General features: G+C 63.1%; 26 protein-coding genes. 16 read left to right on the top strand and 10 right to left on the bottom strand.

Annotation, left to right across the window (positions count from 1 at the left end; translation table 11 throughout):
- The first annotated feature begins 72 nt into the window (after positions 1-72).
- The 4 genes from HB375_RS09130 (at position 73) to HB375_RS09115 (ending at position 2,603) form a co-directional block, all read left to right on the top strand.
- A complete protein-coding gene (locus HB375_RS09130) occupies positions 73-1,215 on the top strand; it encodes a citrate synthase (protein ID WP_167672694.1) in 1,143 nt (380 codons plus the stop codon).
- Positions 1,212-1,661 carry an NUDIX hydrolase gene (locus HB375_RS09125; RefSeq protein WP_167672693.1) on the top strand — a complete coding sequence of 150 codons (450 nt, stop codon included), beginning with the start codon at positions 1,212-1,214 and terminating at the stop codon, positions 1,659-1,661. Before HB375_RS09130 ends, HB375_RS09125 begins: the two co-directional genes overlap by 4 nt.
- A gap of 92 nt (positions 1,662-1,753) precedes the next feature.
- Positions 1,754-2,206, top strand: a complete 453-nt coding sequence (locus tag HB375_RS09120; protein ID WP_167672692.1) for a TIGR02301 family protein — start codon at positions 1,754-1,756, stop codon at positions 2,204-2,206.
- 139 nt (positions 2,207-2,345) lie between these two features.
- Positions 2,346-2,603, top strand: coding sequence for a hypothetical protein (locus HB375_RS09115; protein ID WP_167672691.1), 258 nt, complete (start codon positions 2,346-2,348; stop codon positions 2,601-2,603).
- Between the two features lie 108 nt (positions 2,604-2,711).
- On the opposite strand, the gene HB375_RS09110 is transcribed toward HB375_RS09115, so the two are convergent.
- On the bottom strand, positions 2,712-4,046 hold the full coding sequence (locus HB375_RS09110; RefSeq protein ID WP_167672690.1) for a dihydroorotase: 1,335 nt from the start codon (positions 4,044-4,046) through the stop codon (positions 2,712-2,714).
- A 126-nt stretch (positions 4,047-4,172) separates the two neighbouring features.
- On the opposite strand from HB375_RS09110, the gene ygfZ reads away from it, so the two are divergent.
- The 7 genes from ygfZ to dxs all read left to right on the top strand — a co-directional run bounded on the left by ygfZ (position 4,173) and on the right by dxs (position 9,954).
- Positions 4,173-5,039 (top strand): CAF17-like 4Fe-4S cluster assembly/insertion protein YgfZ, encoded by an 867-nt coding sequence (ygfZ, locus tag HB375_RS09105; RefSeq protein ID WP_167672689.1) that lies wholly within the window; start codon positions 4,173-4,175, stop codon positions 5,037-5,039.
- A 98-nt stretch (positions 5,040-5,137) separates the two neighbouring features.
- Positions 5,138-5,779: an FMN-binding negative transcriptional regulator gene (locus tag HB375_RS09100; protein WP_167672688.1), complete on the top strand. Its 642-nt coding sequence runs from the start codon at positions 5,138-5,140 to the stop codon at positions 5,777-5,779.
- Positions 5,780-5,826: 47 nt separating this feature from the next.
- Positions 5,827-6,435, top strand: coding sequence for a DNA-3-methyladenine glycosylase I (locus HB375_RS09095; protein WP_167672687.1), 609 nt, complete (start codon positions 5,827-5,829; stop codon positions 6,433-6,435).
- Positions 6,435-7,034 (top strand): YfbR-like 5'-deoxynucleotidase, encoded by a 600-nt coding sequence (locus HB375_RS09090; RefSeq protein ID WP_167672686.1) that lies wholly within the window; start codon positions 6,435-6,437, stop codon positions 7,032-7,034. The genes HB375_RS09095 and HB375_RS09090 overlap by 1 nt, the downstream gene beginning before the upstream one ends.
- A gap of 60 nt (positions 7,035-7,094) precedes the next feature.
- Positions 7,095-7,628, top strand: coding sequence for a tyrosine phosphatase family protein (locus tag HB375_RS09085; RefSeq protein WP_167672685.1), 534 nt, complete (start codon positions 7,095-7,097; stop codon positions 7,626-7,628).
- Positions 7,629-7,695: 67 nt separating this feature from the next.
- Positions 7,696-7,944: an exodeoxyribonuclease VII small subunit gene (locus HB375_RS09080; RefSeq protein ID WP_205800126.1), complete on the top strand. Its 249-nt coding sequence runs from the start codon at positions 7,696-7,698 to the stop codon at positions 7,942-7,944.
- 102 nt (positions 7,945-8,046) lie between these two features.
- Positions 8,047-9,954 (top strand): 1-deoxy-D-xylulose-5-phosphate synthase, encoded by a 1,908-nt coding sequence (dxs, locus tag HB375_RS09075; protein WP_167672683.1) that lies wholly within the window; start codon positions 8,047-8,049, stop codon positions 9,952-9,954.
- A gap of 152 nt (positions 9,955-10,106) precedes the next feature.
- Here dxs and HB375_RS09070 read toward each other — a convergent pair whose 3' ends face one another.
- Positions 10,107-10,826, bottom strand: coding sequence for a superoxide dismutase (locus HB375_RS09070; protein ID WP_167672682.1), 720 nt, complete (start codon positions 10,824-10,826; stop codon positions 10,107-10,109).
- A gap of 92 nt (positions 10,827-10,918) precedes the next feature.
- On the opposite strand from HB375_RS09070, the gene HB375_RS09065 reads away from it, so the two are divergent.
- Both HB375_RS09065 and HB375_RS09060 read left to right on the top strand, forming a co-directional pair.
- Complete coding sequence (locus HB375_RS09065; protein WP_167672681.1) at positions 10,919-11,647, top strand: TlyA family RNA methyltransferase; 729 nt, start codon at positions 10,919-10,921, stop codon at positions 11,645-11,647.
- Positions 11,607-12,890 carry a class I SAM-dependent RNA methyltransferase gene (locus tag HB375_RS09060; protein ID WP_167672680.1) on the top strand — a complete coding sequence of 428 codons (1,284 nt, stop codon included), beginning with the start codon at positions 11,607-11,609 and terminating at the stop codon, positions 12,888-12,890. The genes HB375_RS09065 and HB375_RS09060 overlap by 41 nt, the downstream gene beginning before the upstream one ends.
- Before the next feature lie 134 nt (positions 12,891-13,024).
- On the opposite strand, the gene HB375_RS09055 is transcribed toward HB375_RS09060, so the two are convergent.
- Genes HB375_RS09055 through HB375_RS09040 form a run of 4 tightly spaced genes read right to left on the bottom strand, consistent with a single transcriptional unit; the run spans position 13,025 to position 17,454 of the window.
- Complete coding sequence (locus HB375_RS09055; protein ID WP_167672679.1) at positions 13,025-13,771, bottom strand: SOS response-associated peptidase; 747 nt, start codon at positions 13,769-13,771, stop codon at positions 13,025-13,027.
- A 9-nt stretch (positions 13,772-13,780) separates the two neighbouring features.
- On the bottom strand, positions 13,781-14,776 hold the full coding sequence (locus tag HB375_RS09050) for a magnesium transporter CorA family protein (protein ID WP_167672678.1): 996 nt from the start codon (positions 14,774-14,776) through the stop codon (positions 13,781-13,783).
- A 40-nt stretch (positions 14,777-14,816) separates the two neighbouring features.
- Positions 14,817-15,668, bottom strand: coding sequence for an SDR family oxidoreductase (locus HB375_RS09045; protein WP_167672677.1), 852 nt, complete (start codon positions 15,666-15,668; stop codon positions 14,817-14,819).
- Positions 15,669-15,672: 4 nt separating this feature from the next.
- A complete protein-coding gene (locus tag HB375_RS09040; protein ID WP_167672676.1) occupies positions 15,673-17,454 on the bottom strand; it encodes an acyl-CoA dehydrogenase family protein in 1,782 nt (593 codons plus the stop codon).
- Positions 17,455-17,678: 224 nt separating this feature from the next.
- Between HB375_RS09040 and HB375_RS09035 the strand changes: the two genes are divergently transcribed.
- Both HB375_RS09035 and HB375_RS09030 read left to right on the top strand, forming a co-directional pair.
- On the top strand, positions 17,679-18,650 hold the full coding sequence (locus HB375_RS09035; RefSeq protein WP_167672675.1) for an L-threonylcarbamoyladenylate synthase: 972 nt from the start codon (positions 17,679-17,681) through the stop codon (positions 18,648-18,650).
- 95 nt (positions 18,651-18,745) lie between these two features.
- Positions 18,746-19,090 carry a hypothetical protein gene (locus tag HB375_RS09030; RefSeq protein ID WP_167672674.1) on the top strand — a complete coding sequence of 115 codons (345 nt, stop codon included), beginning with the start codon at positions 18,746-18,748 and terminating at the stop codon, positions 19,088-19,090.
- Positions 19,091-19,151: 61 nt separating this feature from the next.
- Here HB375_RS09030 and wrbA read toward each other — a convergent pair whose 3' ends face one another.
- Complete coding sequence (wrbA, locus tag HB375_RS09025; RefSeq protein WP_167672673.1) at positions 19,152-19,754, bottom strand: NAD(P)H:quinone oxidoreductase; 603 nt, start codon at positions 19,752-19,754, stop codon at positions 19,152-19,154.
- 165 nt (positions 19,755-19,919) lie between these two features.
- On the opposite strand from wrbA, the gene HB375_RS09020 reads away from it, so the two are divergent.
- Positions 19,920-20,840 (top strand): LysR family transcriptional regulator, encoded by a 921-nt coding sequence (locus tag HB375_RS09020; protein ID WP_167672672.1) that lies wholly within the window; start codon positions 19,920-19,922, stop codon positions 20,838-20,840.
- Between the two features lie 6 nt (positions 20,841-20,846).
- On the opposite strand, the gene acuI is transcribed toward HB375_RS09020, so the two are convergent.
- From acuI to HB375_RS09005, 3 genes are all read right to left on the bottom strand, one after another.
- Positions 20,847-21,833 (bottom strand): acrylyl-CoA reductase (NADPH), encoded by a 987-nt coding sequence (gene acuI / locus HB375_RS09015; RefSeq protein ID WP_167672671.1) that lies wholly within the window; start codon positions 21,831-21,833, stop codon positions 20,847-20,849.
- A gap of 90 nt (positions 21,834-21,923) precedes the next feature.
- Positions 21,924-23,165 carry an MFS transporter gene (locus HB375_RS09010; RefSeq protein WP_167672670.1) on the bottom strand — a complete coding sequence of 414 codons (1,242 nt, stop codon included), beginning with the start codon at positions 23,163-23,165 and terminating at the stop codon, positions 21,924-21,926.
- A gap of 109 nt (positions 23,166-23,274) precedes the next feature.
- A complete protein-coding gene (locus tag HB375_RS09005) occupies positions 23,275-24,741 on the bottom strand; it encodes a M10 family metallopeptidase (RefSeq protein ID WP_167672669.1) in 1,467 nt (488 codons plus the stop codon).
- Between the last annotated feature and the right edge of the window lie 203 nt (positions 24,742-24,944).

Genomic DNA, 24,944 nt, shown 5'->3' with positions numbered 1-24,944 from the left:
CTTCTCCTTTTTCTGACCCGATTGTCCCGCCCGACTTGCATCCCGGTCAATCTTGAATCAACATATCAACATATGAAGCCCGCCTCGCTCGACCTGATCTCCGCGCAGGAAACTTCCTCTCGCCTCGGCATCAGCCGGGCGAGCCTCTATGCCTATGTGAGCCGGGGTCTGATCCGGTCCTTCGCCTCGCCCCACGATCCACGCCAGCGCCTTTATGCGCTCGACGATGTAGAGGCGCTGGTGAAGCGCCGCACGCGGTTCCGCCGCCCCACCGCTGCGGCGGCGACGGCGCTCGATTGGGGCTTGCCGGTGTTGGAAACGGCCCTCACCCAGATCGAGGACGGACGCCTGCTCTATCGGGGCGTCGACGCCGTCGAACTTGCGGAAACCGCGACACTTGAAGAGGTCGTGCGCCTGCTCATCGGCGATGTCGATCCAAAGGCTTTCACCCTGCCCTCGTCGCCGGTCGGCCCTTTGGCCGGTCCTGCTCTCGGGTCGAGCGAATTCGTTTCGCAAGCAATCCGCCTGCTCTCCGAGCCGGGTTCTGAGGTAAATCCAAGCAGGGAAATCGCCGCCATCCTTCGGCTGATGGTGGCGGCGGCAAGCGGCGGGGAGCCGGGGACCGCTCCCCTCCACCGCCATCTCGCCGCAAGCTGGCAGGCATCATCCGAAGCCGCCGACGCAATCAGGCGCGCCCTGGTGCTCTGCGCCGATCATGAACTCAGCGCCTCCGCCTTCGCGGTGCGTGTCGTTGCCTCGACGGGAGCGTCCTTGCGCAATGCCGTGATCGCGGGCCTCGCCGCTTTGAGCGGCCCGCGTCACGGGGCCGCGACCGATGAGGTGCGCGATTTTCTGGAAGACTGCGACAGGCACGGCGGCACGATGGATGACCGCACCCTTCCGAGCTTCCACCATCCCCTTTACCCGCAAGGCGACCCACGCGGGGCAGCGCTCATCGAGCGTCTTCCCTTACGCGTCGTCGATGCCGCAATTCTGCGCGAAAGCGAAAGCCGCACGGGCGAGCGCCCGACCGTCGATGCGGGATTGGTGATGATGGAGCGCGCCCATAACCTCCCGCGCGGCGCGGCCTTCGCGCTTTTCGCTATCGGGCGGACGGCGGGCTGGCTCGCTCACGCCATCGAACAGCGCCGTCAGGCCACCCTCATCCGCCCGCGCGCCCGCTATGCGGTGGCGCAGGACAAGGCTTCTTCATGACCGACAATCGCCTTTATCCCACCCGCCCTTTTCTTGCGGCCTCCGTCGCCGTTTTCCGCGAGGGGCGCGTGCTTCTTGCGGCGCGAGGCAAGCCGCCGGGTGAAGGCCTGTTTTCCTTACCCGGTGGGCAAGTTGAGACGGGAGAAACCTTGGGCGAAGCGGCCCTTCGGGAACTGGAGGAAGAGGTTGGGGTTAAGGCCGAACTGATCGGCCTTCTCGCTCCCGTGGAGTTGATTGAACGAGAAGCGAACGGCCGAGTTAAACATCATGTGGTGATCGCTCCCCACGTTGCGCGATGGGTTTCGGGCGAGCCCCGGACAGGACCGGAAGCCAAGGAGATCCGTTGGATCACGCAAAGCGACATAGCCGACTTGCCCCTCACGCCGGGACTGGCCGGAATTCTCGATCTGGCTTTTCAGCTCGCGCGGCGCGATGCCGGTCGCTGACCACCCTTGCGGCCATCGCAATCCTCGTATCGCCTGAGTCCGCAGCGGCGCAAAACTTCTTTGAGCGACTGTTCGGCCTGGCACCACAGCCAATGCCCCAGCAGCAATATCTGCCGCCGCAATATCGGCAGCAGCAGCCGTACTACTACCCCGTACCGCAGCGGCGGATCTCTCCCCATCCGCGACCGGCCCAACCGGCCATGCCGCAGAACGCCGAGCCCGCCAAGCCTGTCGAGCCGCCACCGGCTCCTTACGAGAAAGAGCTTTTGCGGCTGTCCGAGATCATGGGCTCGCTCGCGCTGCTGCGTCCTTTATGCGCGGCGGCAGATGGCACCGAATGGAGCAAGCGCATGCAGACGCTACTCGAGGCCGAGGGCACGACGCCTGGACGGAAGGAGCGACTCGCGGGTGCCTACAATAAGGGTTATCAAGCTTACGCACTCACCTACCGCGTGTGCACCCCATCCGCGCAAGAGGCTTCAGCCCGCTATCTGGCGGAGGGCGAACAGCTGGCTCGAAACATCGCCGCGCGCTACGGCAGCTGAATTATCCACATAAAATCGCACTCACCCCTCTCGCGTTAACCTCTTTGCAAGGTGATGCTGGCGCTGGGCCGGTGCGTTGCGTAAGTTGCGTTTTCGAATCCGTACTCGCGCGCCGCCCCTGCAGAAGGGGCCTTGATCAATGAACGACAACGACGTCCTTCTCTCCGACCTGTCCGAACTGAGCGCCATCAAGCAGGCGGCTTTGAGCTATGTGACCGAGGCTTTCGCCGAGGCCGAGCTCGACGGACTCGACGCCGATTGCATGGCGCATGCGGCGCTCTTCGCCGCTTTCATGGAGCTCGTCGCCACCTATGGCGAGGAAGCCGTGGCGCAATACGCCGCCGGACTGCCGGACAAGATCCGCAGCGGCGCGTTCTCAATGGCATTGAAGCATTAAGCACGATCTTGTCCGCTCGGACATGATCTCGTTCTTATCTTTCCGCATGATCGTGACGAGCAGTCTTTTCGCCCATCTCGATCATGCCCTCACCGCCCCTTGGCGCGATTATCCGCGCAGCGTTTCCTCGAACTTTACCGCCTCGCCCTGTGACGACGCATCGAGCGCGCCGTCCCACATCACCACATTGCCGCGCACGATGGTGCCGATGGGCCAGCCGGTGACGGTGACGCCATCATAAGGCGTCCAGCCGCATTTGGAGGCGATCCAATCGTTGGTGATCGTCTCGCGGCGTTTCAAATCGACGATGGTGAAGTCGGCATCGTATCCTGCAGCGATGCGGCCCTTCTTCGCGATGCCGAAGAGGCGCTTCGGCCCGGCGCTCGTGAGATCGACGAAGCGCTCCAGCGTCAGGCGGCTTGCATTCACATGGTCGAGCATGATCGGCACGAGAGTCTGCACGCCGGTCATGCCGGAAGGCGTGTTGGGATAGGTCTGGTCCTTCTCCTCGCGCGTATGCGGCGCGTGGTCGGAGCCGAGAATATCCGCAATGCCTTCGTCGAGTCCCTCCCACAGCGCATGACGATGATATTCGTCGCGCACGGGCGGGTTCATCTGCACATAGGTGCCGAGGCGCTCATAGGCATCCGGTGCCACAAGCGTGAGGTGATGTGGCGTCACCTCGACCGAGGCGAGATCCTTGTAGTCTTTCAGCAGCGCCATCTCTTCTGCGGTGGTCACATGCAGCACGTGAATGCGCGCGCCGGTCTCCTTCGCGATGCGCAGGAGGCGCTGCGTGCAGGTGAGCGCGACTTCCGCCGAGCGCCAGACGGGATGCGAGCGCGGATCACCTTCGATGCGAAGGTTCTTGCGTTCGCGCAGCATCGCTTCGTCTTCCGAATGGAAGGCGGCGCGGCGGCGCGTGCGGCGCAGAATGTTGGCGATGCCCTCGTCATCCTCGACAAGCAGCGAGCCGGTGGAGGAGCCCATGAACACCTTGATGCCCGCGGCGCCCGGCAGGCGCTCAAGATCGGGAATGTCGTTCACGTTCTCATGCGTGCCGCCGACCCAGAAGGCGAAGTCGCAATGCATGCGGTGATGCCCGCGCTTGATCTTGTCCGCGAGCGTCTCCGCGCTCGTGGTCTGCGGATTGGTGTTGGGCATTTCGAACACGGTCGTGACGCCGCCCATGACGGCGGCGCGGGAGCCGGATTCGAGATCTTCCTTATGATCGAGACCGGGCTCGCGGAAATGCACCTGCGTGTCGATGACGCCGGGCAAGATGTGCAGGCCGCGACAATCGATCTCTCGCCCGGCGGAGGCGCGCGACAGGTCGCCGATGGCAGCGATGCTCCCGCCCCTCACGCCGACATCGCGCTCGGCACGCCCATCGTGATTCACGACGACGCCGCCTTTAAGGATCAGATCAAAGGTCTGGGACACGCTTTTCACTCCAATCGCCGAACCGATGGCTGGTCACGCTTTCCAGAGCATGCCGCCGCAAAGCTCTTGAGCCCTGAGCCAGGCAGGCATATGTCACGCAGGCAGTGAGAGCAACTGGAGCGGGACATGCCGTCAGCTCATTTGGCCGACCGGGGCGTGGTACGGGTTTCCGGCGAGGACGCCAAGACTTTTCTGGACAACCTTGTCACCTGTGACATGCACCGGGTCTCGCCGCAGACGGCCCGGCTCGGCGCCTTGCTGACGCCGCAGGGAAAAATCCTGTTCGACTTCATCGTCTTCGAGGCCCCTGCTGAGATCGGCGGCGGATATTATCTCGATGTGCTGAAAGGCTATGCCGCTGACCTTGCCAAGCGCCTCACCTTCTACAAGTTGCGGGCAAAGGTCGCGATTGAGGATCTCTCGGACAAGCTTGCGGTCATTGCGGGTTGGGATGCGCCGAAGCCTGGCGACGAAGCGGGGCTGATCGCCGGCGATCCGCGCCTGTCCGCGCTCGGCTGGCGCGCGCTTGTTGCCGCCGAGGACGCCGCCGAATTCGCGAAAGTCCCGGCTGAGCAGTACCACGCCCACCGCATCGCGCTCGGCGTGCCGGAAGGCGGGCGGGATTTCCTGTTCGGCAATGCCTTTCCGCACGAGGCGCTGATGGATCAGCTCCACGGCGTCGATTTCGACAAGGGCTGCTATGTCGGCCAGGAGGTCGTGTCGCGCATGCAGCACCGCGGCACCGCCCGCACCCGCATGGTGCCCGCAACCTACGAAGGCGGCTTTGCCGCCGAGGTCGGCGCGGAGGTGATGGCGGGCGACAAATCCCTCGGCAAGACGGGCACCGGCGCGGACGGCAAGGGCCTGCTAATGATCCGCCTCGACCGGGCCTCCGATGCGCTGGCGGCGGGCGAGACGATCCGCGCAGGCGGCATTCCGGTGCAATTGCAAAAGCCGAGCTGGATCGGCTTTCCCTTCCCCGGTGAGGTTTAACATCCATCGCAGCGTGTGATGGTGGCAATCGGGAATTTTGATTGGTCAGGGGCAGGCGCTTGCCTTTAGCCTGTCCATAACACCATTGCAGGCCCGCCATGTACCAACCGCCGCACTTCAAAGAAGAACGCCTCGACGTTCAGCACGCACTGATCCAGGCGCATCCGCTCGGGCTTCTCGTCACCAACGGCAGCAGCGGCCTCATCGCCAACCCGATCCCATTCGCGCTCGATGCCTCGGCCTCGCCACTCGGAACCTTGCGGGCGCATCTCTCGCGGGCGAACCAGCAATGGCGGGACTTTGACCCGGCGCAGGAGGCGCTGGTCGTCTTCCAGGGTGTCGAGAGCTACATCACGCCGTCCTGGTACGAGGCGAAGCGCGAGACCGGCAAGGTCGTACCGACGTGGAACTATGTCATCGTGCAGGCCTATGGCCGCATGCGCGCCATCGACGATCCCGAGTGGCTGCTGCGCCAGATCAGCGATGTGACCCGCCATCAGGAGGCCGGCCGGCCAGAGCCCTGGTCGACCGCCGATGCCCCCGCCGATTTCCTGGCCGCGCAGCTCAAGGGCATCGTTGGCGTGGAGATCGAGGTCACCCGCATCGAGGGCAAGTGGAAGGTCAGCCAGAACCGGTCGGACACCGATCGCCAGCGCGTGGCGGCGGGCCTGCGGGACGACGCGCATGAGGAAGCGCACGCCATGGCGGACCTCGTGGAGACTCGGGGCGCGAAGAGCTAGCCGGGGGTGTCTTCCCGTTCGTCTGCAAGACGGCTACATCTGCGGTCATGACAGACGGACTGATCCTTCACCCCGACAACAAGACCCGCTGCTGGTGGCCCGGCACCGACCCTCTTTATGTCACCTATCACGACACCGAATGGGGCGTGCCGGAATTCGACGACCGCGCCCTGTTCGAGAAGCTGATCCTCGACGGCTTCCAGGCCGGTCTTTCGTGGATCACCATTCTGCGCAAGCGGGACAATTTCCGCAAAGCTTTCGTCGGCTTCGCGCCGGAGAAGATCGCCCGCTTCAACCCGACCAAGGTCGAGGCGCTGATGCTGGACACTGGCATCGTGCGCAACCGCGCGAAGATCGAGGCGACCATCGCCGGATCGCGTGCATGGCTCGCGATTCAGGAGCGCGGCGGCTTCTCGGACTTTCTCTGGGATTTCATCGACGGACGTCCGATCCAGAACAACCTCAAGCATCGGGGGCAGATCCAGCCTGAGACCGATATATCGCGGAAAATCTCCAAGGCGCTGAAGGCGGAAGGCTTCAACTTCGTCGGCCCCACCATCGTCTATGCCTTCATGCAGGCGGTCGGCATGGTCAACGATCACCTGACCGGCTGCTACCGCCACGCGGAATGTGCGGCGCTCGCCGAGAAGCTGTGATGACAAAAGAACCGCGCGTCTGGCAGCGCATGCTCTCGGGGCGGCGGCTCGACCTGCTCGATCCCTCGCCGCTCGATGTGGAGCTGGACGATATCGCTCACGGCCTTGCGCGCGTCGCACGCTGGAACGGCCAGACCAGCGGCACGCACATCTTTTCCGTGGCGCAGCACAGCCTGCTGGTGGAAGCCATCGCCAACGAGTTGAACCCCGACATGTCGCGCGCCTGGCGGCTTGCGGTGCTTTTGCACGACGCGCCGGAATACGTGATCGGCGACATCATCTCGCCCTTCAAGGCGGTGATCGGCGATGCCTACAAGGCCGTCGAGGGGCGGCTGCTCGCGGCCATTCACATCCATTACGGCCTGCCGCCGGAGCCCTCGGCGATCCTCAAACGCTTCATCAAGCGTGCGGATAGGCAGGCGGCGTTCTTGGAAGCGACTACGCTTGCAGGCTTCGCCCGCGAGGAGGCGATCAAGTTCTTCGGTCGGCCAGAGCCCCTGCCTCGCTCGATCCTGACCTATCTCGAACCTTGGCCCGTCATGGAGGCGCAGGAGCGCTTTCGCGCCCGGGCTCTCGAGGTCACGGCCACGCCGCCCTGATACGGCCATCGAAATCGGGTACGCCGCGCACAACGACAAACGACAATAAAGATGCACACCATGTCGAGCCTGTATGTGAGCCCTCTTTCGCGCCTGCACGAGACTGTCGCCGCCACCGACGCCAGCCATATGGTGACGCTGATGAATGTGGGATCGCCCGTCGAGCGCCCGGCGACGATCCTGGCCGAGCGGCACCTCTTCATCGGCATCAGCGATATCGTGGAGCCGCTGGAGGGCCATATCCTGCCGGAGGCCCATCATATCGAGCAGCTGCTCACCTTCGTCCGCGCTTGGGATCGGCAACGCCCCCTCGTCTTCCATTGCTTCGCGGGAATCAGCCGCTCGACGGCGGCGGCCTATATCTCGGCCTGTGCCCTCGGGCCCGACCAGGACGAAGCCGCCGTGGCGGCAGCCCTGCGGCGGGCCTCCGCAAGCGCGACCCCTAATCCCCGGCTTGTCGCCCTCGCGGACGATATTCTGAGCCGCCAGGGCCGTATGGTCGACGCCATCTCACGCATCGGCCGCGGCGCGGATGCCTATGAGGGGACGCCGTTTGCCTTGCCCTTGACCAAAGGCGCGATGCAGGCGGCTTGACCGGACAACTTGCCATGAGGCCCCGCAATCCGCATAACGCCAGATCACGAGAATGGCGGATCACGGCATGACTGATACCACTTCCATCGAGGCCCTTCCCTTCGAGAAGGCTCTGGCCGAGCTTGAGGAAATCGTGCGCCGGCTCGAGCGCGGCGACGTGCCCCTCGAGGATTCGATTGCGATCTACGAGCGCGGCGAGGCCCTGAAGAAGCATTGTGAGCAGCTTCTGAAGAAGGCCGAGGCCCGGATCGAGAAGATCACCATCGGCCCGGATGGCCAAGCCGCTGGGACTACCCCGCTCGACGTACCCGAATAGCTTGTTTTTCGCGGAAAACGGCCAAGCCTGCCGTTTGACCAAGCTTGTTTGATTCCCTATTTCCACTATCAGGCCGCTTGCCAAGGCCAAGCGAGAACACCGTTGTCCACACCTCTTCTCGACACGATCCGCGTTCCTGACGATCTGCGCCAGCTCCCCGAAAACCAGCTTCGGCAATTGGCGGATGAATTGCGGACCGAGACGATCAACGCCGTTTCCGTCACCGGCGGCCATCTTGGCGCAGGTCTCGGGGTCGTGGAACTGACGGTTGCGCTCCATTACGTGTTCGACACGCCGCGCGACCGGCTGGTCTGGGATGTGGGACATCAAGCCTATCCGCACAAAATCCTCACCGGCCGTCGCGACCGCATCCGCACTCTGCGCCAGGCAGGTGGACTGTCCGGCTTCACCAAGCGGATGGAGAGCGAATACGACCCCTTCGGCGCGGCGCACACCTCCACCTCGATCTCGGCTGGCCTCGGCATGGCCGTGGCGCGGGATCTCGAGGGCAAGACCAACAACGTCATCGCCGTTATCGGGGACGGCGCCATGTCGGCGGGCATGGCCTATGAGGCCATGAATAATGCGGGCGCTATGCATTCGCGCCTCATCGTCATTCTCAACGACAACGACATGTCGATTGCGCCGCCGACCGGCGCGATGTCGTCCTACCTTGCGCGCCTCGTTTCCGGCGGCACCTATCGCAGCATCCGCGAGGCGGCCAAGCAGCTGGCCAAGAAGCTGCCGACGTTCTTCTACGAGAAGGCGGCCCGCGCCGAGGAATATGCCCGCGGGTTCTGGACCGGCGGCACGATGTTCGAGGAACTCGGCTTCTACTACGTCGGCCCCATCGACGGGCACAATCTCGACCACCTGCTGCCGATCCTGAAGAACGTGCGAGATTCGGAGACCGGCCCGATCCTCGTCCATGTGGTGACGCAGAAGGGCAAGGGTTATCCGCCGGCGGAAGCCTCCGCCGACAAGTACCACGGCGTTGCCACCTTCGATGTGGTGACGGGTGCGCAGGCGAAAGCCAAGGCGAACGCCCCCTCCTACACCAAGGTTTTTGGCGAAAGCCTGATCAAGGAAGCGCACAAGGACGACAAGATCGTCGCCATCACGGCGGCGATGCCCTCCGGCACCGGCATCGATCTTTTCGGCAAGGAATTCCCCACCCGCACCTTCGATGTCGGCATTGCCGAGCAGCATGCCGTGACGTTCGCGGCGGGCATGGCGACGGAGGGCTACAAGCCGTTCTGCGCCATCTATTCCACCTTCTTGCAGCGCGCCTACGACCAGATCGTGCACGACGTGGCGATCCAGAATCTGCCCGTGCGCTTCGCACTCGACCGCGCCGGTCTTGTGGGCGCGGACGGCCCGACCCATGCGGGCTCGTTCGACATCGCCTATCTCGGCTGCCTGCCGAACATGGTGGTGATGGCCGCCGCCGACGAGGCGGAACTCGTCCACATGGTCGCGACTGCCGCGGCCTATGATGACGGCCCCATCGCCTTCCGCTATCCGCGCGGCGAAGGCGTCGGCGTCGAGCTGCCCGAAAAGGGCGTGCCGCTCACCATCGGCAAGGGCCGCATCGTGCGCGAAGGCAACCGTGTCGCGCTTGTCTCGCTCGGCACGCGCCTCGCGGAATCGCTCAAGGCCGCAGAGGATCTTGAAGCGCGCGGCCTCTCGACCACCGTCGCGGATGCCCGTTTCGCGAAGCCCCTCGACGAGGAGCTCATCTTACGCCTCGCCCGCGAGCATGAAGTGCTGATCACTATCGAGGAAGGCTCAGCCGGCGGTTTTGGCGCTTATGTGCTCCAGCTTCTCTCGGACAAAGGCGCGCTCGACCGCGGCACGCTGAAGGTCCGCTCCATGGTTCTGCCCGACGTGTTTCTCGATCACGACAAGCCGGAGCGCATGTACGCGACCGCCGGGCTCGATGCAGCGGGGATCGTCACCAAGGTGTTCGAAGCGCTCGGACGCCAAGCGCCGCACAAGGCGCGGGCTTAACAGCAATCCGTTCCAGCGTCCGTACTCTCCTCTCCCTTGTCATCACCGGGCTTGTCCCGGTGATCTCGATTTCATTCCCGCCGCAGGTCGAGGATCGAGATGGCCGGGACAAGCCCGGCCATGACAGACAGAGGTGGGCAGGTCCGGCGCTCTCAAATCGTCAGTGTACCCGCTTTCGCAGCGGCATAGCGCTGGTTGATCTTGCTCCAGTCGAGCACGTTCCACCACGCTTTCAGGTAATCCGCGCGGCGGTTTTGGTATTTGAGGTAATAGGCGTGCTCCCACACGTCGTTTCCCATCAGAACGCGCTGTCCTTGCATGAGAGGTGTGTCCTGGTTCGGTTTCGCGACGATGGCGAGCCGGCCTTCCGACGAAACGGTCACGAAAACCCAACCCGAGCCGAACTGGCCGAGGCCCCCGACATCGAAATCGGCCTGGAACTTCTCGAACCCGCCAAGGTCGCGGTCGATGGCGGCCTTCACCTCGCCATCGGGCATCCCACCCGAACCGCCCATGAGCTGCCAGAACATCGTGTGATTGGCGTGTCCGCCGCCATTGTTGCGAACGGAGGTGCGAATGGTCTCAGGCAGTTGCGCCAGATTGGCCAAAAGGTCCTGAAGCGGCATTTTGGCCGCTTCGCCATGCTGGCTGAGGGCAGCGTTGAGATTGGCGACATACGCCGCATGATGCCTGTCGTGGTGCAGTTCCATGGTCAAGGCATCGATCCACGGCTCGTTCTTGGAGAAGGCGTAAGGGAGCGGTTCGAGCCGATAGGGACCGCTGGGGGCTTGCGCCCGGGCGCGGGGAATGGCAGCGCTGGCGCTCAACACCGTTGCACCGACCAGAAAGTTGCGGCGGCTGATCGTCGACATGGTTTCCTCCCTTGGCTCCCGCAAGCGACATAGGGCGGCTCCAGCGACTGTCATCATGAGGATGAGACGAGCGTTATGACCTTGAGGCCCACATGACCCGCAAACGCGCTGACATGGTTCTGGTCGAGCGTGGCTTTTTCGAAAGCCGCGCACGGGCGCAGGAGGCCATTGCCGCCGGGCTGGTGACCGTGAACGGCGTGAAGGTGCGCAAAGCCTCCGAGGGCGTGCCGGACGACGCTGTCATCGAAGCCCAACAGCCGCACCCTTATGTCTCGCGCGGCGGCGTGAAGCTCGCGGCTGCCCTCGATGCGTTTCACATCGACCCGAAGGATTGCACCTGTCTCGATATCGGCGCTTCGACCGGCGGCTTCACGGAGGTGCTGCTGTCGCGCGGCGCAGCGCGTGTCTATGCGGTCGATGTCGGACATGGTCAACTTCACGCGAAGGTCGCGAACGATCCGCGCGTCATCAGTTTTGAAGGCACGGATGCACGCACGCTGAATTCAACACTGATCCCCGAACCCGCTGATCTTCTCGTGGCGGATGTGAGCTTCATTTCGTTGAAGCTCGTTCTTCCCGCTGCCGTCGCTTTGTTGAAGCCCCGCGCCGCGCTCGCGGTGCTCGTGAAACCGCAGTTCGAAGCCGGGCGCGATCACGTGAAAAAGGGCATCGTGCGGGATGAGGCCGTGCATCGCGCGGTCTGCGAGGATATGACGGCCTTCGTCTCGTCCCTCGGCCTCACGCCGCTGGGACTGATCCCGTCGCCCATCGAAGGCGGCGATGGCAACAAGGAATTTTTATTGGGAGCGCGCCGTGACTGAACAAATCACCATCACCCGCCTTGGCGCGAAGGCGGACGGCGTTGCGGAGAGCGCGAGCGGCCCGGTCTTCGTGCCCTATGTGCTGCCCGGCGAAACGGTCACCATCGAACGCGACGGCCCGCGCGCGAACCTTGTCAGCGTCGATGCGCCCTCGCCCGAACGCGGCGCGCCGTTCTGCCCCTATTTCGGCACATGCGGCGGCTGCGCGACGCAGCATATGCGTGAGGGTTTCTATCGATCCTGGAAGCACGGCATCGTCGCGCACACCTTGCGCCAAGCGCGGATCGAAACCTCCATCGAGCCGCTTGTCGACGCGCATGGCGAGGGTCGGCGGCGTGTGACGCTGCATGTGCGCTTTCCCGACCGGGCGATGCATGTGGGATACATGGCGGCGCGCAGCCATCATGTGATCGAGATCGACCATTGCCCCATCGCCGTGCCGGCGTTGCAGCGGCAGGCGCCTGTTATTGCACGCGCCATCGGCAAACACTTGAGCGCGGCTCGCAAGCCGCTCGATATCCAGATCACCGCTGCTGAAACGGGCTTCGATGTGGATGTGCGCGGACACGGTCCGTTGAAAGATCAGGATCGGCTCAGCCTCATCGATCTCGCGGCCGACCTCGATCTCGCGCGATTGTCGATTCATGGCGACGTGATCGTCGAGCGCCGCCCGCCCGCTATCCCTATGGGCCGCGCGGCGGTGGTACCGCCTGCGGGCTCTTTCCTGCAAGCGACGCGGCTTGGCGAGGAAACGCTGGCGCGGTTCGTGCTGGAAGCCTGTGAGCGCACAAAGCGCGTCGCCGATCTCTTTTCCGGCTGCGGCCCCTTCGCGCTGCGCCTCGCGGAGAAAATGGAAGTGCATGCGGTCGAAGGCGACAAGGGCGCGATTGCCGCGCTCGACAAAGCCGCCCGCGCAACGCCGGGTCTTCGTCGCGTGACGAGCGAAGCGCGCGACCTCTTCCGCCGTCCACTCCTCGGTCCCGAGTTGAACGCCTTCGACGCCGTCGTGATCGACCCGCCGCGCGCCGGAGCCGAAGCGCAGGCACGCCAGTTGGCCGCGTCAAAGGTGCCACTGATCGTCAGCGTCTCCTGCGACCCCGCCACCTTCGCCCGCGACGCCACGATCCTAATTGCGGGAGGCTATCGCCTGGAACGCGTGATCCCCGTCGATCAGTTCAAGTACAGCCCGCATGTGGAAGTGGTGGGCGTGCTCAAGCGCGAAGCTGTGAAGAAGCGGCGGTAGTATCGCATTACACCACTACCTGTCATGGCCGGCCTCGTGCCGGCCATCTCGATCGGAAAAGCTCCTCTCATCGGGATCACCGGGACAAGCCCGGTGATGACAAAGAGAATAGTCTCAGCTCGTTTCTTGAGCCCTTAAAACAAACTCCCCTGCGCATCATCGTCAGGCGCCGCTCTCGCGCTCTTCCGCTTCGGCACAACCACCTTCTCTTCCGGCTCCGCCAACGGCTCCTGTAAACCCGCATCGTCGTTCTCGACCTTGTTCACACGGCTTGAGACCGGCACTAAGTCGAGCCAGTCCTCGGGGCACGGCCGCACGAGGCGCATGGCGGCCTTCGTGTCCTCGTCGCTCGCATCGAGCCACAGGCGAAGCTCCTCCTGCGAGAGGATGACCGGCATCCGGTCATGCACGGCGGCGAGAACACCGTTGGCGTCGGTCGTGACGATGGCAGCTGTGTCGATCTCACTGCCGTCGGGGGCGCTGTAGGTTTCCCACAAACCGGCAACAGGCATCGGACCGCGCGTGCGCATGCGGATCAGAAACGGCGTCTTGTCACGCCCTTCACGCCGCCATTCGTAAAAGCCGTCGGCGAGGAAAACGCAGCGCCGCCGCTTCACCGCCGCCTTGAACGCAGGCTTTGTCTCCAACGTTTCGCCGCGCGCATTGATGACGAGCGGAAAATCTTTGGGGTCTTTGAGCCAACCGGGCAGAAAGCCCCAGCGCACGAGCTTGAAAGAACGCCTGCCGTTCTCCTCTATCACGATGGGAACAGGCTGCGTCGGAGCCACGTTGTAGCGCGCCGGAAAGTTCGGCGTCTCCGAATACTCGAAGAACTCGCGATAAGCCTCCGGAGCCAGAACGATGGAATAGCGGCCGCACATATTCAGTGATCAGAGCCAGCGCTTCCAGCGGAAGAACACGTAAGGCAGCACAGCGGCGAGGATCATCAGACAAATCGCGAAGGGATAACCGTATTCCCATTGCAACTCCGGCATGGTGTGAAAATTCATGCCGTACATGGACGCGATCAGCGTCGGCGGCAGGAAGATCACGGCCATGACCGAGAACAGTTTGATGATGTCGTTCTGCTCGATGGTGACGAGGCCAAGCGTCGCATCAAGCAGGAACTGAATCTTGTTTGACAGGAACGTCGCGTGTTCCTCGATGGATTGCACGTCGCGCAAGGCGGTGCGCCATTCCGCCTGATAGCCGCGCGTTCGCTGCGGGCGCGGCATGCTGGCGGAGAGGAACAGCAGCAGACGCTCGACCGACACCATGCTCTCGCGCACGTTGGAGATGATATCCCCTTTGCGGCCGATGGACTTCAACGCGGCGCGGAAGGAAGCCGCGCGACGCGTGCCCTGACGCTCGTTCTCGAAAATCGTCTGCGAGAGCCGGTCGATGCGGCTGCCCACATTGCCCAAAATCTCCGCCGCGCGGTCGATGATCGTCTCGACTAGCCCGTCGAGCACTGCCTCCGGCTGGTGGCGGCAGCCGCCGGGCTTCACGGCGCGGGCCATGAACATGGTGAAGGAGCGCGGCTCGCCATAGCGCACGGTCACGAGCGCCCTGTCGGTCAGGATGAACGACACATCGATGAGCTTCGGCGTGTCCGTGTCGGAGCTGCACAGCACGCGCGCGGTCATGTAGCGGGCGTTGTTCTCGTTGTAGAGAATTTCGGACGGCTCGATATCCGCCATCTCCTCGCGGGTCGGGATCTCGATGTTGAGATGCCGCTCGACCAGCCGGTCTTCCTCGCGGGTCGGCTCGATCATATCGATCCAAAGGGTATCGTCAGGGATCGGCTCACCCGGCTGTAGCGGGTATCGGTCAAGGGATTCGTTCGAAGCCGTTGTGTGCCCCGCCGGCCGATGGATCAGGATCATGCGCCTCTCCGCTTATTGTACTGCGGTTGTAGCGCACACTTTATGACGATTGTGAGGACAACGAAACATCATCCGGCACGAAAAAATCCGGCATCAGGGGCACCGAGGGGTCGACGCGATATGTCTCAAAATCGGTGACGCCCTCCCCGGTCAGGAAAACATCGTCGATAAGGAAATGGCCGGTAAAGGCGCGTGAGGGCTTCTGGAAGATCGCATAGGCAGCGTCGGCGAGGATCTCGGGCGTGCGGCTTGCCCGCACGATCTGGTCGCCGCCCAGAAGGTTCTTGACGGCGCTCGTCGCAATGGTCGTGCGCGGCCAAAGGGCGTTCACCGCAATACCCCGGCCCCGCAGCTCGCCCGCGAGCCCCAGCACGCACAGGCTCATGCCGTATTTCGCCAACGAATAGGCCAGATGCGGCGCGAACCACTTTTCCTTCATGTCGAGGGGTGGCGAGAGCATGAGGATGTGCGGATTTTCGGCCTTTTCCAGATGCGGAATGGCATATTTCGACACCATGTAGGTGCCGCGCGTGTTGATCTGGTGCATCAGATCGAACCGCTTCATGTCCGTCTGCGGCGTCGGCGTCAGGCTGATGGCGCTGGCGTTGTTGACCACGATGTCGAGCCCGCCGAAGGTCTCGACGGTCTTCTCCATTGCGCCCTTCACCGCCTCCTCGTCCCGCACGTCGACCACGAGCGGCAGGGCCCTGCCGCCCGCCGCCTCGATCTCTTCAGCCGCCGTGTAGATCGTGCCCGGCAGTTTCGGATGCGGCTCGGCGGTCTTAGCCGCGATGACCACGTTCGCGCCGTCCTTCGCCGCACGAAGACCGATGGCAAGGCCAATGCCGCGCGATGCGCCGGTGATGAAGAGGGTTTTGCCGTTGAGGGTCATGGGATCAGCTCGCCAAGGCTAGGGACGCGTCTTGCAGGAAATCGGCACCACTCAGGATCGTCTCTTCCAGCCCCTTCGCGCCGACCGCGATGTTTTCCGCGAAGAACCGGCAGAGCGCGATGCGAGCGGCATGCGCCGAATCCTTGTCGCCGCCTTCCATCAGCGCATGTGCGGCAAGCGCCACATCCGCCAAGGCAGCGCCGCCTTGAGCGAGCGCGAAGAGGCGCAGGTAAGGCGTCGCACCAGCAAGCGCCTCGGCAGGCGCGTTGGAGGCCACGGCCTTGAGAAGATAGCCCGTAGCGCGGTCAAGGCTTTCGATGGCATCGCGCAGGCGCGGCGCGGTGGCGCCGAAGGCGCTGGTGCCCTCCTTCATCACGCGCGTCACCGTCGCGCGCATGGAGGCGATCTGCGCCCTCACCGTCTCACCGCCCGAGAGCGGCAGCTTGCGCACGACGAGGTCGATGGCCTGAATGCCGTTGGTGCCTTCATAGATCGGCGCGATGCGCGCGTCGCGCAGGTGCTGCGCCGCGCCGGTTTCCTCGATAAAACCCATGCCGCCGTGCACCTGGATGCCGAGCGAGGCGACCTCGACGCCAATATCCGTCGAGAAGGCCTTCGCCACCGGCGTCAGCAGCGAGGCACGCTCGTTTGCCTTGCGGCGGCGCGTTTCACTCTTGTCGCGATGCGAACGGTCGATGCCTTCCGCCGTGAGATAGCAGATGGCGCGCGCGGCGGCGGTGAGCGCCTTCATGGTGAGAAGGCTGCGCTGCACGTCCGGGTGCTCGATGATCGGGCTCATGCCTTCCTGCGTGCTGCCGACGGCCCGGCCCTGGCGACGCTCATGCGCGTAAGCGAGCGCCTGTTGATAGGCGCGCTCCGCAATCGCGACGCCCTGCAAGCCGACGGCAAGGCGTGCGTTGTTCATCATCGTGAACATGCAATTGAGACCGCGGTTCTCCCCGCCGACGATCCAGCCGACGGCTCCGCCATGATCGCCAAAAATCATCGTGCAGGTCGGCGAGGCGTGGATGCCCATCTTGTGCTCGATGCTGTGGCAGCGCACGTCGTTGTGCGTTCCATCTGGCAGGATTTTGGGCACCAAAAAAAGCGAGATGCCGCGCGTGCCCGCAGGCGCATCGGGCAGGCGCGCGAGCACGAGATGCACGATGTTGTCGGTCATATCGTGCTCGCCATAGGTGATGAAAATCTTCTGGCCCGTGATCCTGTAGGTGCCATCGCCCGCAGGCTCTGCGCGGGCGCGCAATGCCGCGAGATCGGAACCGGCCTGCGGCTCCGTGAGATTCATGGTTGCGGTCCACTCGCCGGAGACGAGCTTTGCGAGATAGCGGCTCTTCAAATCCTCCGTCCCGTGGACGTGCAGCGCCTCAATGCCGCCCAGGGTCAGAACCGGGCCGATGCCGAAGGCCATCGAGGCCGCGTTCCACATCTCGACGCAGGCCGAGTTAAGGAGCACCGGCAATCCCTGCCCACCGTATTCGACCGGCGCCGGCAGCGCGTTCCACCCGGCCTCAGTCCAGGCCTTGTAGGCCTCTTTCCAGCCGGGAGTGGTGGTCACAGCACCGTCCTTGAAGGTCACGCCACGCTTGTCGCCCTCGCGATTGAGGGGGGCAATGACATCGTTCGCAAACTTGCCCGCCTCCTCCAAAATCGTTGCCGCGAGATCGGCGCTGAGATCGTCGAAAAGGCCGTCGGTCGCCGCCCGGTCGAAGCCCGCAACATGGCGCATGGTGAAGAGGATGTCTGAGACAGGGGCGCGATAGGTCATCGTGTTTCCTCAGCTTTCGGCTCTGTTGTAGGCGGCAGGTGGCGGATCAGGACGATTCTAGGTCAGCAGGGGCATTCCGGCCTCGGGCTCGGGGCGGTTCTTTTCAAGAAAACCGGATTCCACTTTTTCAGGATCATGCTCTAAACCCGCCAAAAGCGACGATCCCTTGGGACAAAGATAGTCTTGGGATAAAGGATAGTTTAGACGTGAACGATCACGGGTCAATGGCAAAGACCGAGCGCCTTTCCGCCGATGCGGCGGGCCTTTTCCGCGCGGGGGGGATCCTCCGGCAGGGCGGCCTTGTCGCGTTCCCGACGGAGACCGTCTATGGGCTCGGCGCGGATGCGACCAATGCCGATGCAGTCGCAAGCATTTATGCGGCCAAGGAGCGCCCGAGCTTCAACCCGCTGATCGCCCATGTGGCGGATTTCGAGGCCGCGCAGGTTCAGGGCCTCTTTGACGAGACGGCCCGGAAACTTGCTGAAGCCTTCTGGCCGGGGCCGCTCACGCTCGTCGTACCGGTGGCGAAAACCTGCACCGTTTCGGATCTCGCCCGCGCGGGCCTCGACAGCGTGGGCCTGCGCGTGCCGGCCCATTCCTTGGCCCATGCACTTCTCGTCGAAGCCGGTCGCCCCATCGCCGCGCCTTCCGCCAATCGGTCGGGACGGGTAAGCCCAACGAACGCTGACCATGTGCTCGGTGATCTCGACGGCCGCATCGATGCGGTGCTCGACGGAGGGAATGCGCAGGTGGGCGTCGAATCCACCATCATCGCCTGCCTCGGTGGCGCGCCGCGTCTGCTGCGTCCCGGCGGAATCCCGCGTGAAGCAATTGAAGACCTGATCGGCCAAAAACTCGAGGCAGCATCGGATGAGGGGGAGAATCCGCTCGCACCGGGAATGCTTGCCTCCCATTACGCGCCGCGGGCGCGGGTACGCTTGAACGCGACGCGGATCGAAGAAGGCGAAGCCGCTCTCCTGTTCGGCGCATCGCCATTCGACGGCGTCGATGGCGCAAAAGCTGCGCTGAACCTCAGTAAAAACGGCGACCTCAAGGAGGCCGCCGCTCATCTCTTCTCTTACCTCAGACAACTCGACGCCTCGGGCGCCGGGATCATCGCAGTTTCCCCCATTCCCGAAACGGGCCTTGGAGACGCCATCAACGACCGCCTGAGGCGGGCTGCGGCGGAGCGATAGGAGCCGAAGGAGGCTATACCACGATCCGTTTACGACGGATTTGCAATGTTATATGTGATAATCAACGTCGCAGCCCTTAAGTTACAGATCCACCAATGCAGTCTCTTCGCCAATTGAAATTAGCCTATGCGCTGATGTTTTCCGGCATTATTCTGCCAGTCGTACCCTTCATAGCCGGGATTGTCGCAATCATCATTGATCCACAAGACAGGTCAAAAACCTCTTACCACTGCAATTACATCTTGGACACAATTTGGATACTTGCAGTTTTCGACATACTTGCTTTGACGTCCGCATTCTTAGCCGCGAAACTTACAGGATATAGCCTTTTTGGCTACATAGCCGCGGCAGCAGCGATCCAATTTTTCATCTATCTGTACCGAGTCATACCCGGCTTTTTGAGGCTGCAAAAAGATATTGCAGCCAGCGCTGCGCTCTGAAGACGTGAGCAGGCTGCTATCATCGCAGTCCGCTCACACTATCAGCCCCAAATATCAGTCTTTACTTCGCAGCGAGCTTGGCTGCGATCTGCGCCACGTGCTTGCCCTGGAAGCGCGCGCCGTCGAGTTCGATCTGGCTCGGGTGGCGGGAGCCATCGCCGCCTGCGATGGTGGACGCACCGTAAGGCGAACCGCCCTTCACTTCTTCCAAGCCCATCTGGCCCTGGAAGGAATAAGGCAGACCAACGATGACGAAGCCGAGGTGCAGCAGCACCGGGTGGAACGTGAGGATGGTCGATTCCTGACCGCCATGCTGGGTCGCGGACGAGCTGAACACCGAGCCGACCTTGCCCACCAGCGCTCCGCTGGCCCAGTGCGCGCCGGTCTGATCCAGAAAATTCTTCATCTGCGCGGTCATGTTGCCGTAGCGGGTCGGCGTGCCGAAGATGATGGCGTCGTACTCCGGCAACTCTTCAATCGTGGCGATGGGGGCCTTCTGATCGGTCTTGTAATGCGCCTTTGCTGCGACTTCCGCCGGGACGAGTTCGGGCACCCGCTTCACCACAACCTCGGCCCCTGCCTCGCGGGCTCCTTCAGCGGCCGCATAGGCCATCTGCTCGATGTGACCCCAAGCCGAGTAATACAGCACCAAAACCTTCGTCATCGTCATCTCCAACGGTCAAAGCCGCAGGCAAAACGTTTGAGCAACCCAAATATTCCCGGGCCAAGAACGATCCTGCGGCGAACAAAAGACAGCCGGACGATACGCTTTCCTCGACGCAAGGCCAGTGGTAGATATGCACTGGTTTCATTGCGCGGATGCAAGCGTATGGCAAAGCAACAGAACCTCGACTGGGACGACTTCCGTCTTGTGAAAGTGATCGCGGAAGCCAATGGCCTTGCCGGCGCGGCGGATCGTCTCGGGGTCAACCATTCGACAGTTTTCCGACGCCTGGGGCAGATGGAAGAGGGCCTGGGCGTAAAGCTCTTTGAGCGTCATCGGACCGGCTACGTGCTTACGCCTGCCGGCGAGGAAATGGCGACGCTCGCAGAGCAAATGGATGAGAACGTCACCGCCTTTACGCGCAAGCTTGCCGGACAGGCCGTCGCCCCGGCGGGCGAATTGCGCGTCACGACGAACGACACGCTGCTCATTCACCTACTCACGCCGATCTTCACGCGTTTCATGCAAGCCTGCCCCGAAATGCTGCTCGACGTGGTTCTGGCCAACCAGGCACTGAACCTGTCGAAGCGCGATGCCGATGTCGCCATTCGCGCGACGGATAGCCCACCGGAGACACTGGTGGGACGGCGCGTGGCGACCATCGCCTGGGCGGTCTATGGCCGCGCCGTCGATTTCCCGGACCCACCGGACTCCATCGATGCGCCCGAGCTCTATGAGCGCCCCTGGGTCGCGCTGGGCGATAACCTTGCTGCGCTGAAAGCGACGCGTTTCGTGCGCGACCGGGTCGCGCCGGAACTGATCGCCTATCGCGTCAACACGGTTCTCGGATTGGCGGAAGCCGTCGAAGCGGGCGCGGGCATCGGCCCCCTGCCCTGTTTCATCGCCGATGCGAAGCCCAGTCTCGTCCGCCTGTCGGACGTCAACCCGGATTTCTCGGCGGGCCTATGGCTTCTGACCCATCCCGACCTTCGCCAATCGGCGCGGGTGCGCGCCTTCATGGATTTCATGGCGACGGAAATCGGCAAGCAGCGCAAATGGATTGAGGGCTCGGCGAAGCGCCGATGAGTTGCGTCACGTGATGGTCACCACCACGCGCCCACGGATCTTCCCTTCAACGATGGCGCGGCCTGCTTCGAGCACCTGATTGAGCGTGATGCTCGTGGTCATCGAGGCGAGCTTGTCGAGATCGAGTTCGTTCACGAGACGTCGCCACGCCTCGAGCCGACGCGGCTTCGGCGTCATCACGGAATCGACGCCGAGCAGTGCCACGTTGCGCAAAATGAAAGGCGCGACGGTCACTGGCAGATCCATGCCGCCCGCAAGACCGCAGGCCGCAATTGCACCCGCATACTTCGTCATGGACAAGAGGTTCGCCAATGTGTGCGAGCCGACCGTATCGATGCCGGCGGCCCAGCGCTCCTTGTTGAGCGGACGCGCGGGGCTCGACAATTCGCTGCGGTCGAGAATTTCCGCGGCGCCCAGATTCTTCAAATAATCCGCTTCCTGCGGCCGCCCGGTGGAAGCGATGACATGCCATCCGGCTTTCGCAAGAAGCGCGACCGCCACCGAACCGACGCCGCCCGCCGCTCCTGTGACGATGGCGGGGCCGCGGTCCGGTGAGAGGCCATAGCGCTCCAACGCCATCAAACACAGCATCGCCGTGTAGCCTGCGGTGCCGATAGCCATGGCCTGATGCGGCGCCAGTCCCTTGGGCAGCGGGATGAGCCAGTCGCCTTTGACACGCACCTTTTCGGCATAGGCGCCAAGATGCGTCTCACCCAACCCCCAGCCGTTGAGGATCACCGCGTCACCCAGCTTGAAGTCCGGATGGGAGGAGGACTCGACGGTGCCGACGAGATCGACGCCAGGAATCATCGGCCAGCGGCGCACCACCGGTGCCTTGCCGGTGAGCGCGAGGCCGTCCTTGTAGTTAAGCGTCGAGTGCGAGACACGAACAGCGACATCTCCGTCCATGAGGTCGGCATCGTCGACCATCTTCAATTCGACATGCTGACCGGAATCGGTCTTGTCGATCACGACCGCCTTGAACACGCCCATTCCGCACCCCCCAATCACGCCTCGACATTTGTGGCGTGAAAGGTGCCCACGGCAAGCGTTGTGGTCTCATTCCTTCGGCGAAGCGGAGGGTTATTCCGCGGGCTGCAGGCCAGGCGTGCGTTCCACCGGCACTTCCTTGATCGGCAGGTTGATCAGGGCAGACGCGATGCCAAGCCCGATTGAGAGCCACCAGACCAGCGTATAGTTGCCGTAGATCTCATAGAGTTCCCCGCCGAGCCACACGCCCAGGAAGCCGCCGACCTGATGCGAGAAGAACGCGAAGCCATAGAGCATCGCCATGTAGCGGGTGCCGAACATCAGCATCACGAGGGAGGATGTCGGCGGCACCGTGGAGAGCCAGAGCAGGCCGATGGAAATGCCGAACGCGATCGAGGTCACGGGTGACGCCGGCAGCAGAATGAAGGCTGCAATCGCAACCGAGCGCCCCAAATAGATCCACGCGAGAAGCCAGCGCTTCGACATGCGCGTGGACAACCAGCCGGACGTGAGCGAACCGAACGCGTTGGCAAGACCGATAACGGCGAGCGTCCACCCGCCGATGGCGGCGGAAAGGCCTGCGTCCTTCAAATAGGCCGGCAGATGGGCCGTGATGAAAGCGAGCTGGAAACCGCAGGTGAAGAAGCCGAGAACGAGCAGCACGTAGGAGCGATGCCGGAACGCCTCGGACAGAGCCTGCGCAATCGATTGACCGGGCGCAGCGGCAGGCCCCGCTGAGGCACCCTTCGCGCCAGGCCGTGTTGCGAGGGCAAGCGACAGCGGCAGCACCAGCAGCACACTGCCCGCGAAGATCACGAGCGCCTGATGCCAACCCATGGAATCGATGAGGATGTTGCCGATTGGCGGAAACAAAAACTGGCCGAAAGAGCCTGCCGCCGTGCCTGCACCAAAGGCCATGGGCCGCCACTCTTCAGGCAGAAGCTTGCCGAACGAGCCGAGCACCAGATTGAAGGAGCAGCCCGACAGGCCGAAACCGATGAGAACGCCCGCACCGAGCTGAAGCATGCCGGGGGTTGTCGCATAGGCCATCACGACCAGGCCCACCGCGTAAAGAATGGCGCCAACGCACAGAACGCGGAAAGCCCCGAACCGGTCCGCCACCGCGCCCGCGAAAGGCTGCCCCACGCCCCAAAGGAGATTTTGCACCGCAATGGCCAGGCCGAAGATATCGCGCCCCCAACCGTGCTCGACCGTCATGGGGATCTGAAACAGCCCCGCTGAGGCCCGAGGGCCGAAGGTGATGAGCGCGATCAGGCAACCGGAAAGAACGATGATTTCCGGAGCGACGCGGGATCGGACAGGCTGTGCGGGCATGATCGCGCTCCTAGCGAGAAGGGAGCGCACAATAGCCGATGCCCAGCGCCTGCAACATTGAATATTTTTAGCGTAAGCCATGAGACGGCGTGATAGGTCGTGGGCAGGGTTAGATCACGAAGAAATCGGCAGCGGTCATCTTCAGGTGCTTGGACAGTACCGCGAATTGAACCGGCGCTCCGAGCCCCGTGCCATCGGCGTCGTAGAAGAGAACGCCCTTCTTGTTATCGTAAATGATCCTATCGTTCGAATCGTGGGCCTTGTCGCCGATCCAGAACGCACTCTTCGCCAGCTTGCCCGCCTTGAGCGCTTTGAAGATCGCCTTGTCGAGCCAGATCGTGTCGCCCTTCACGTTGAAATCGCTGATCTTGTCGCGGTTGTAGAAAACGCTCGGCTTGGTGTTGAAGACGAACACGTCGCGTCCCGCTCCCCCAGCCATGACATCGCAGCCAGACCCACCCCATAGGGTGTCGTTGCCGTCATAGCCAAGAAGCCGGTCTTCGCCGCTGCCGCCCTGGAGAAGGTCGTTGCCTCCAAGCCCCCGCAAAATATCGTCCCCGGAGTAGCCGCGGAGAATGTTGGCGACGTCGTTGCCGGTGAGCAGGTCATCGCCCAGGCGGCTCCCATAAGCGTTCTCAATCGTTACGCCGTGGGCGATGGTGAAGCCGCCGCCGATGTCCCATTGCCGCGAAACGTAGCCGCCCGCACCGGGATCCCCCGCAACGAGACTTGCCGGCCGCAGATCGATGACGACCCCGCTCGTAGCCTTGTAGCCGTTGATCGCGTCGATGCCTCCCGTATCCCAGACGCTCATCCAGCCCGTGCCGACGGCGTTTCGCGTCGGCAGGATGTAGGTGTTGTTTCCAGTGGCCGTCGAGGTGTTCTCGCCGTAGAGCGCCTGCAGCGCGGCGATGTCGAACGCGCCCAGCGCCCCTTGCGCGCCGAAGCTCGGCGAGCGAGGGGCCTGGTCCCATCCCGAGTTATAGGACATCACGGTCCAGGGCCCTTGGTTGAGGCCGAAAGTGCCGACGTCGTCCGATGTCACGACGCCGGGAAAATGCGTGGCATCCGGTTGCACGCCGCCGTCATGCGGATGGGCTAGGCCGAGGCCGTGTCCCAGTTCGTGGATGATCGTATAGAGGCCGTCTCCTCCGATCCCCAGATTGCTCCAGGACCACGTGAAGGTGGGGTTGAAATAGCCCCAGATCTGCGTAGCGGCGGGGATCTCATGGGCCCCGAGGATGCCACCTCCCATATCTGTCTTCCACCAGACGATATTGGCCTCCGCCACTGAGGCCGCCGCCGTGAAGGTCAACCCGCAAACGCTGGAGACGACAGAGAGGGCATAGGCGAAGGCATTGCGCTCGGTCGGATTCCAGGACTGCGGAGCGTCGGCGTTGCGCAGATAGCCGCTGCTCCCATGAGCCGTGATGGCCCGCCCATAGTCACTGCCTTCGCCAAAATAGACCTTGATCGGCCCGCCTGTGACATCCCAGGCGGTTCCTCCCCAGATCAAGGCGTCCGTATAGGCGCTTCCGTAAGCCGACCCGGGAACGGACGTGCGTATCGTAGCCATGGCATCACCCGATGCCGGGACACGATTAAAATGGCACGCAACGCTGCAACATAAAATGTATTACATCGTTATATTGCAAAATTCACTAGTTGCTATCGTCCCGACAAAGAAACAACGCGCGATATAGCAAAATTTTCCCTAACTATATCTAGGTAATTACTAAGGATAAGGGCGGATGCGCGAGATCTTCCTCAACGAAAAGC

This window comes from Microvirga terricola, from assembly GCF_011777495.1.
GTDB classification, from domain to species: Bacteria; Pseudomonadota; Alphaproteobacteria; order Rhizobiales; family Beijerinckiaceae; genus Microvirga; species Microvirga terricola.
Note: the sequence above shows the minus strand (reverse complement) of the source record. Positions and strands in the feature narration are given on the sequence as shown.

What these genes read in the sequence shown, in the direction of transcription:
- HB375_RS09130 (WP_167672694.1), top strand. Translation starts at nt 73, where the DNA reads ATGAAGCCCGCCTCGCTCGACCTGATCTCCGCGCAGGAAACTTCCTCT.
- HB375_RS09125 (WP_167672693.1), top strand. Translation starts at nt 1,212, where the DNA reads ATGACCGACAATCGCCTTTATCCCACCCGCCCTTTTCTTGCGGCCTCC.
- HB375_RS09120 (WP_167672692.1), top strand. Translation starts at nt 1,754, where the DNA reads ATGCCCCAGCAGCAATATCTGCCGCCGCAATATCGGCAGCAGCAGCCG.
- HB375_RS09115 (WP_167672691.1), top strand. Translation starts at nt 2,346, where the DNA reads ATGAACGACAACGACGTCCTTCTCTCCGACCTGTCCGAACTGAGCGCC.
- ygfZ (WP_167672689.1), top strand. Translation starts at nt 4,173, where the DNA reads ATGCCGTCAGCTCATTTGGCCGACCGGGGCGTGGTACGGGTTTCCGGC.
- HB375_RS09100 (WP_167672688.1), top strand. Translation starts at nt 5,138, where the DNA reads ATGTACCAACCGCCGCACTTCAAAGAAGAACGCCTCGACGTTCAGCAC.
- HB375_RS09095 (WP_167672687.1), top strand. Translation starts at nt 5,827, where the DNA reads ATGACAGACGGACTGATCCTTCACCCCGACAACAAGACCCGCTGCTGG.
- HB375_RS09090 (WP_167672686.1), top strand. Translation starts at nt 6,435, where the DNA reads ATGACAAAAGAACCGCGCGTCTGGCAGCGCATGCTCTCGGGGCGGCGG.
- HB375_RS09085 (WP_167672685.1), top strand. Translation starts at nt 7,095, where the DNA reads ATGTCGAGCCTGTATGTGAGCCCTCTTTCGCGCCTGCACGAGACTGTC.
- HB375_RS09080 (WP_205800126.1), top strand. Translation starts at nt 7,696, where the DNA reads ATGACTGATACCACTTCCATCGAGGCCCTTCCCTTCGAGAAGGCTCTG.
- HB375_RS09070 (WP_167672682.1), bottom strand. Translation starts at nt 10,826, where the DNA reads ATGTCGACGATCAGCCGCCGCAACTTTCTGGTCGGTGCAACGGTGTTG.
- HB375_RS09065 (WP_167672681.1), top strand. Translation starts at nt 10,919, where the DNA reads ATGACCCGCAAACGCGCTGACATGGTTCTGGTCGAGCGTGGCTTTTTC.
- HB375_RS09060 (WP_167672680.1), top strand. Translation starts at nt 11,607, where the DNA reads ATGGCAACAAGGAATTTTTATTGGGAGCGCGCCGTGACTGAACAAATC.
- HB375_RS09055 (WP_167672679.1), bottom strand. Translation starts at nt 13,771, where the DNA reads ATGTGCGGCCGCTATTCCATCGTTCTGGCTCCGGAGGCTTATCGCGAG.
- HB375_RS09050 (WP_167672678.1), bottom strand. Translation starts at nt 14,776, where the DNA reads ATGATCCTGATCCATCGGCCGGCGGGGCACACAACGGCTTCGAACGAA.
- HB375_RS09045 (WP_167672677.1), bottom strand. Translation starts at nt 15,668, where the DNA reads ATGACCCTCAACGGCAAAACCCTCTTCATCACCGGCGCATCGCGCGGC.
- HB375_RS09040 (WP_167672676.1), bottom strand. Translation starts at nt 17,454, where the DNA reads ATGACCTATCGCGCCCCTGTCTCAGACATCCTCTTCACCATGCGCCAT.
- HB375_RS09035 (WP_167672675.1), top strand. Translation starts at nt 17,679, where the DNA reads ATGGCAAAGACCGAGCGCCTTTCCGCCGATGCGGCGGGCCTTTTCCGC.
- HB375_RS09030 (WP_167672674.1), top strand. Translation starts at nt 18,746, where the DNA reads ATGCAGTCTCTTCGCCAATTGAAATTAGCCTATGCGCTGATGTTTTCC.
- wrbA (WP_167672673.1), bottom strand. Translation starts at nt 19,754, where the DNA reads ATGACGAAGGTTTTGGTGCTGTATTACTCGGCTTGGGGTCACATCGAG.
- HB375_RS09020 (WP_167672672.1), top strand. Translation starts at nt 19,920, where the DNA reads ATGGCAAAGCAACAGAACCTCGACTGGGACGACTTCCGTCTTGTGAAA.
- acuI (WP_167672671.1), bottom strand. Translation starts at nt 21,833, where the DNA reads ATGGGCGTGTTCAAGGCGGTCGTGATCGACAAGACCGATTCCGGTCAG.
- HB375_RS09010 (WP_167672670.1), bottom strand. Translation starts at nt 23,165, where the DNA reads ATGCCCGCACAGCCTGTCCGATCCCGCGTCGCTCCGGAAATCATCGTT.
- HB375_RS09005 (WP_167672669.1), bottom strand. Translation starts at nt 24,741, where the DNA reads ATGGCTACGATACGCACGTCCGTTCCCGGGTCGGCTTACGGAAGCGCC.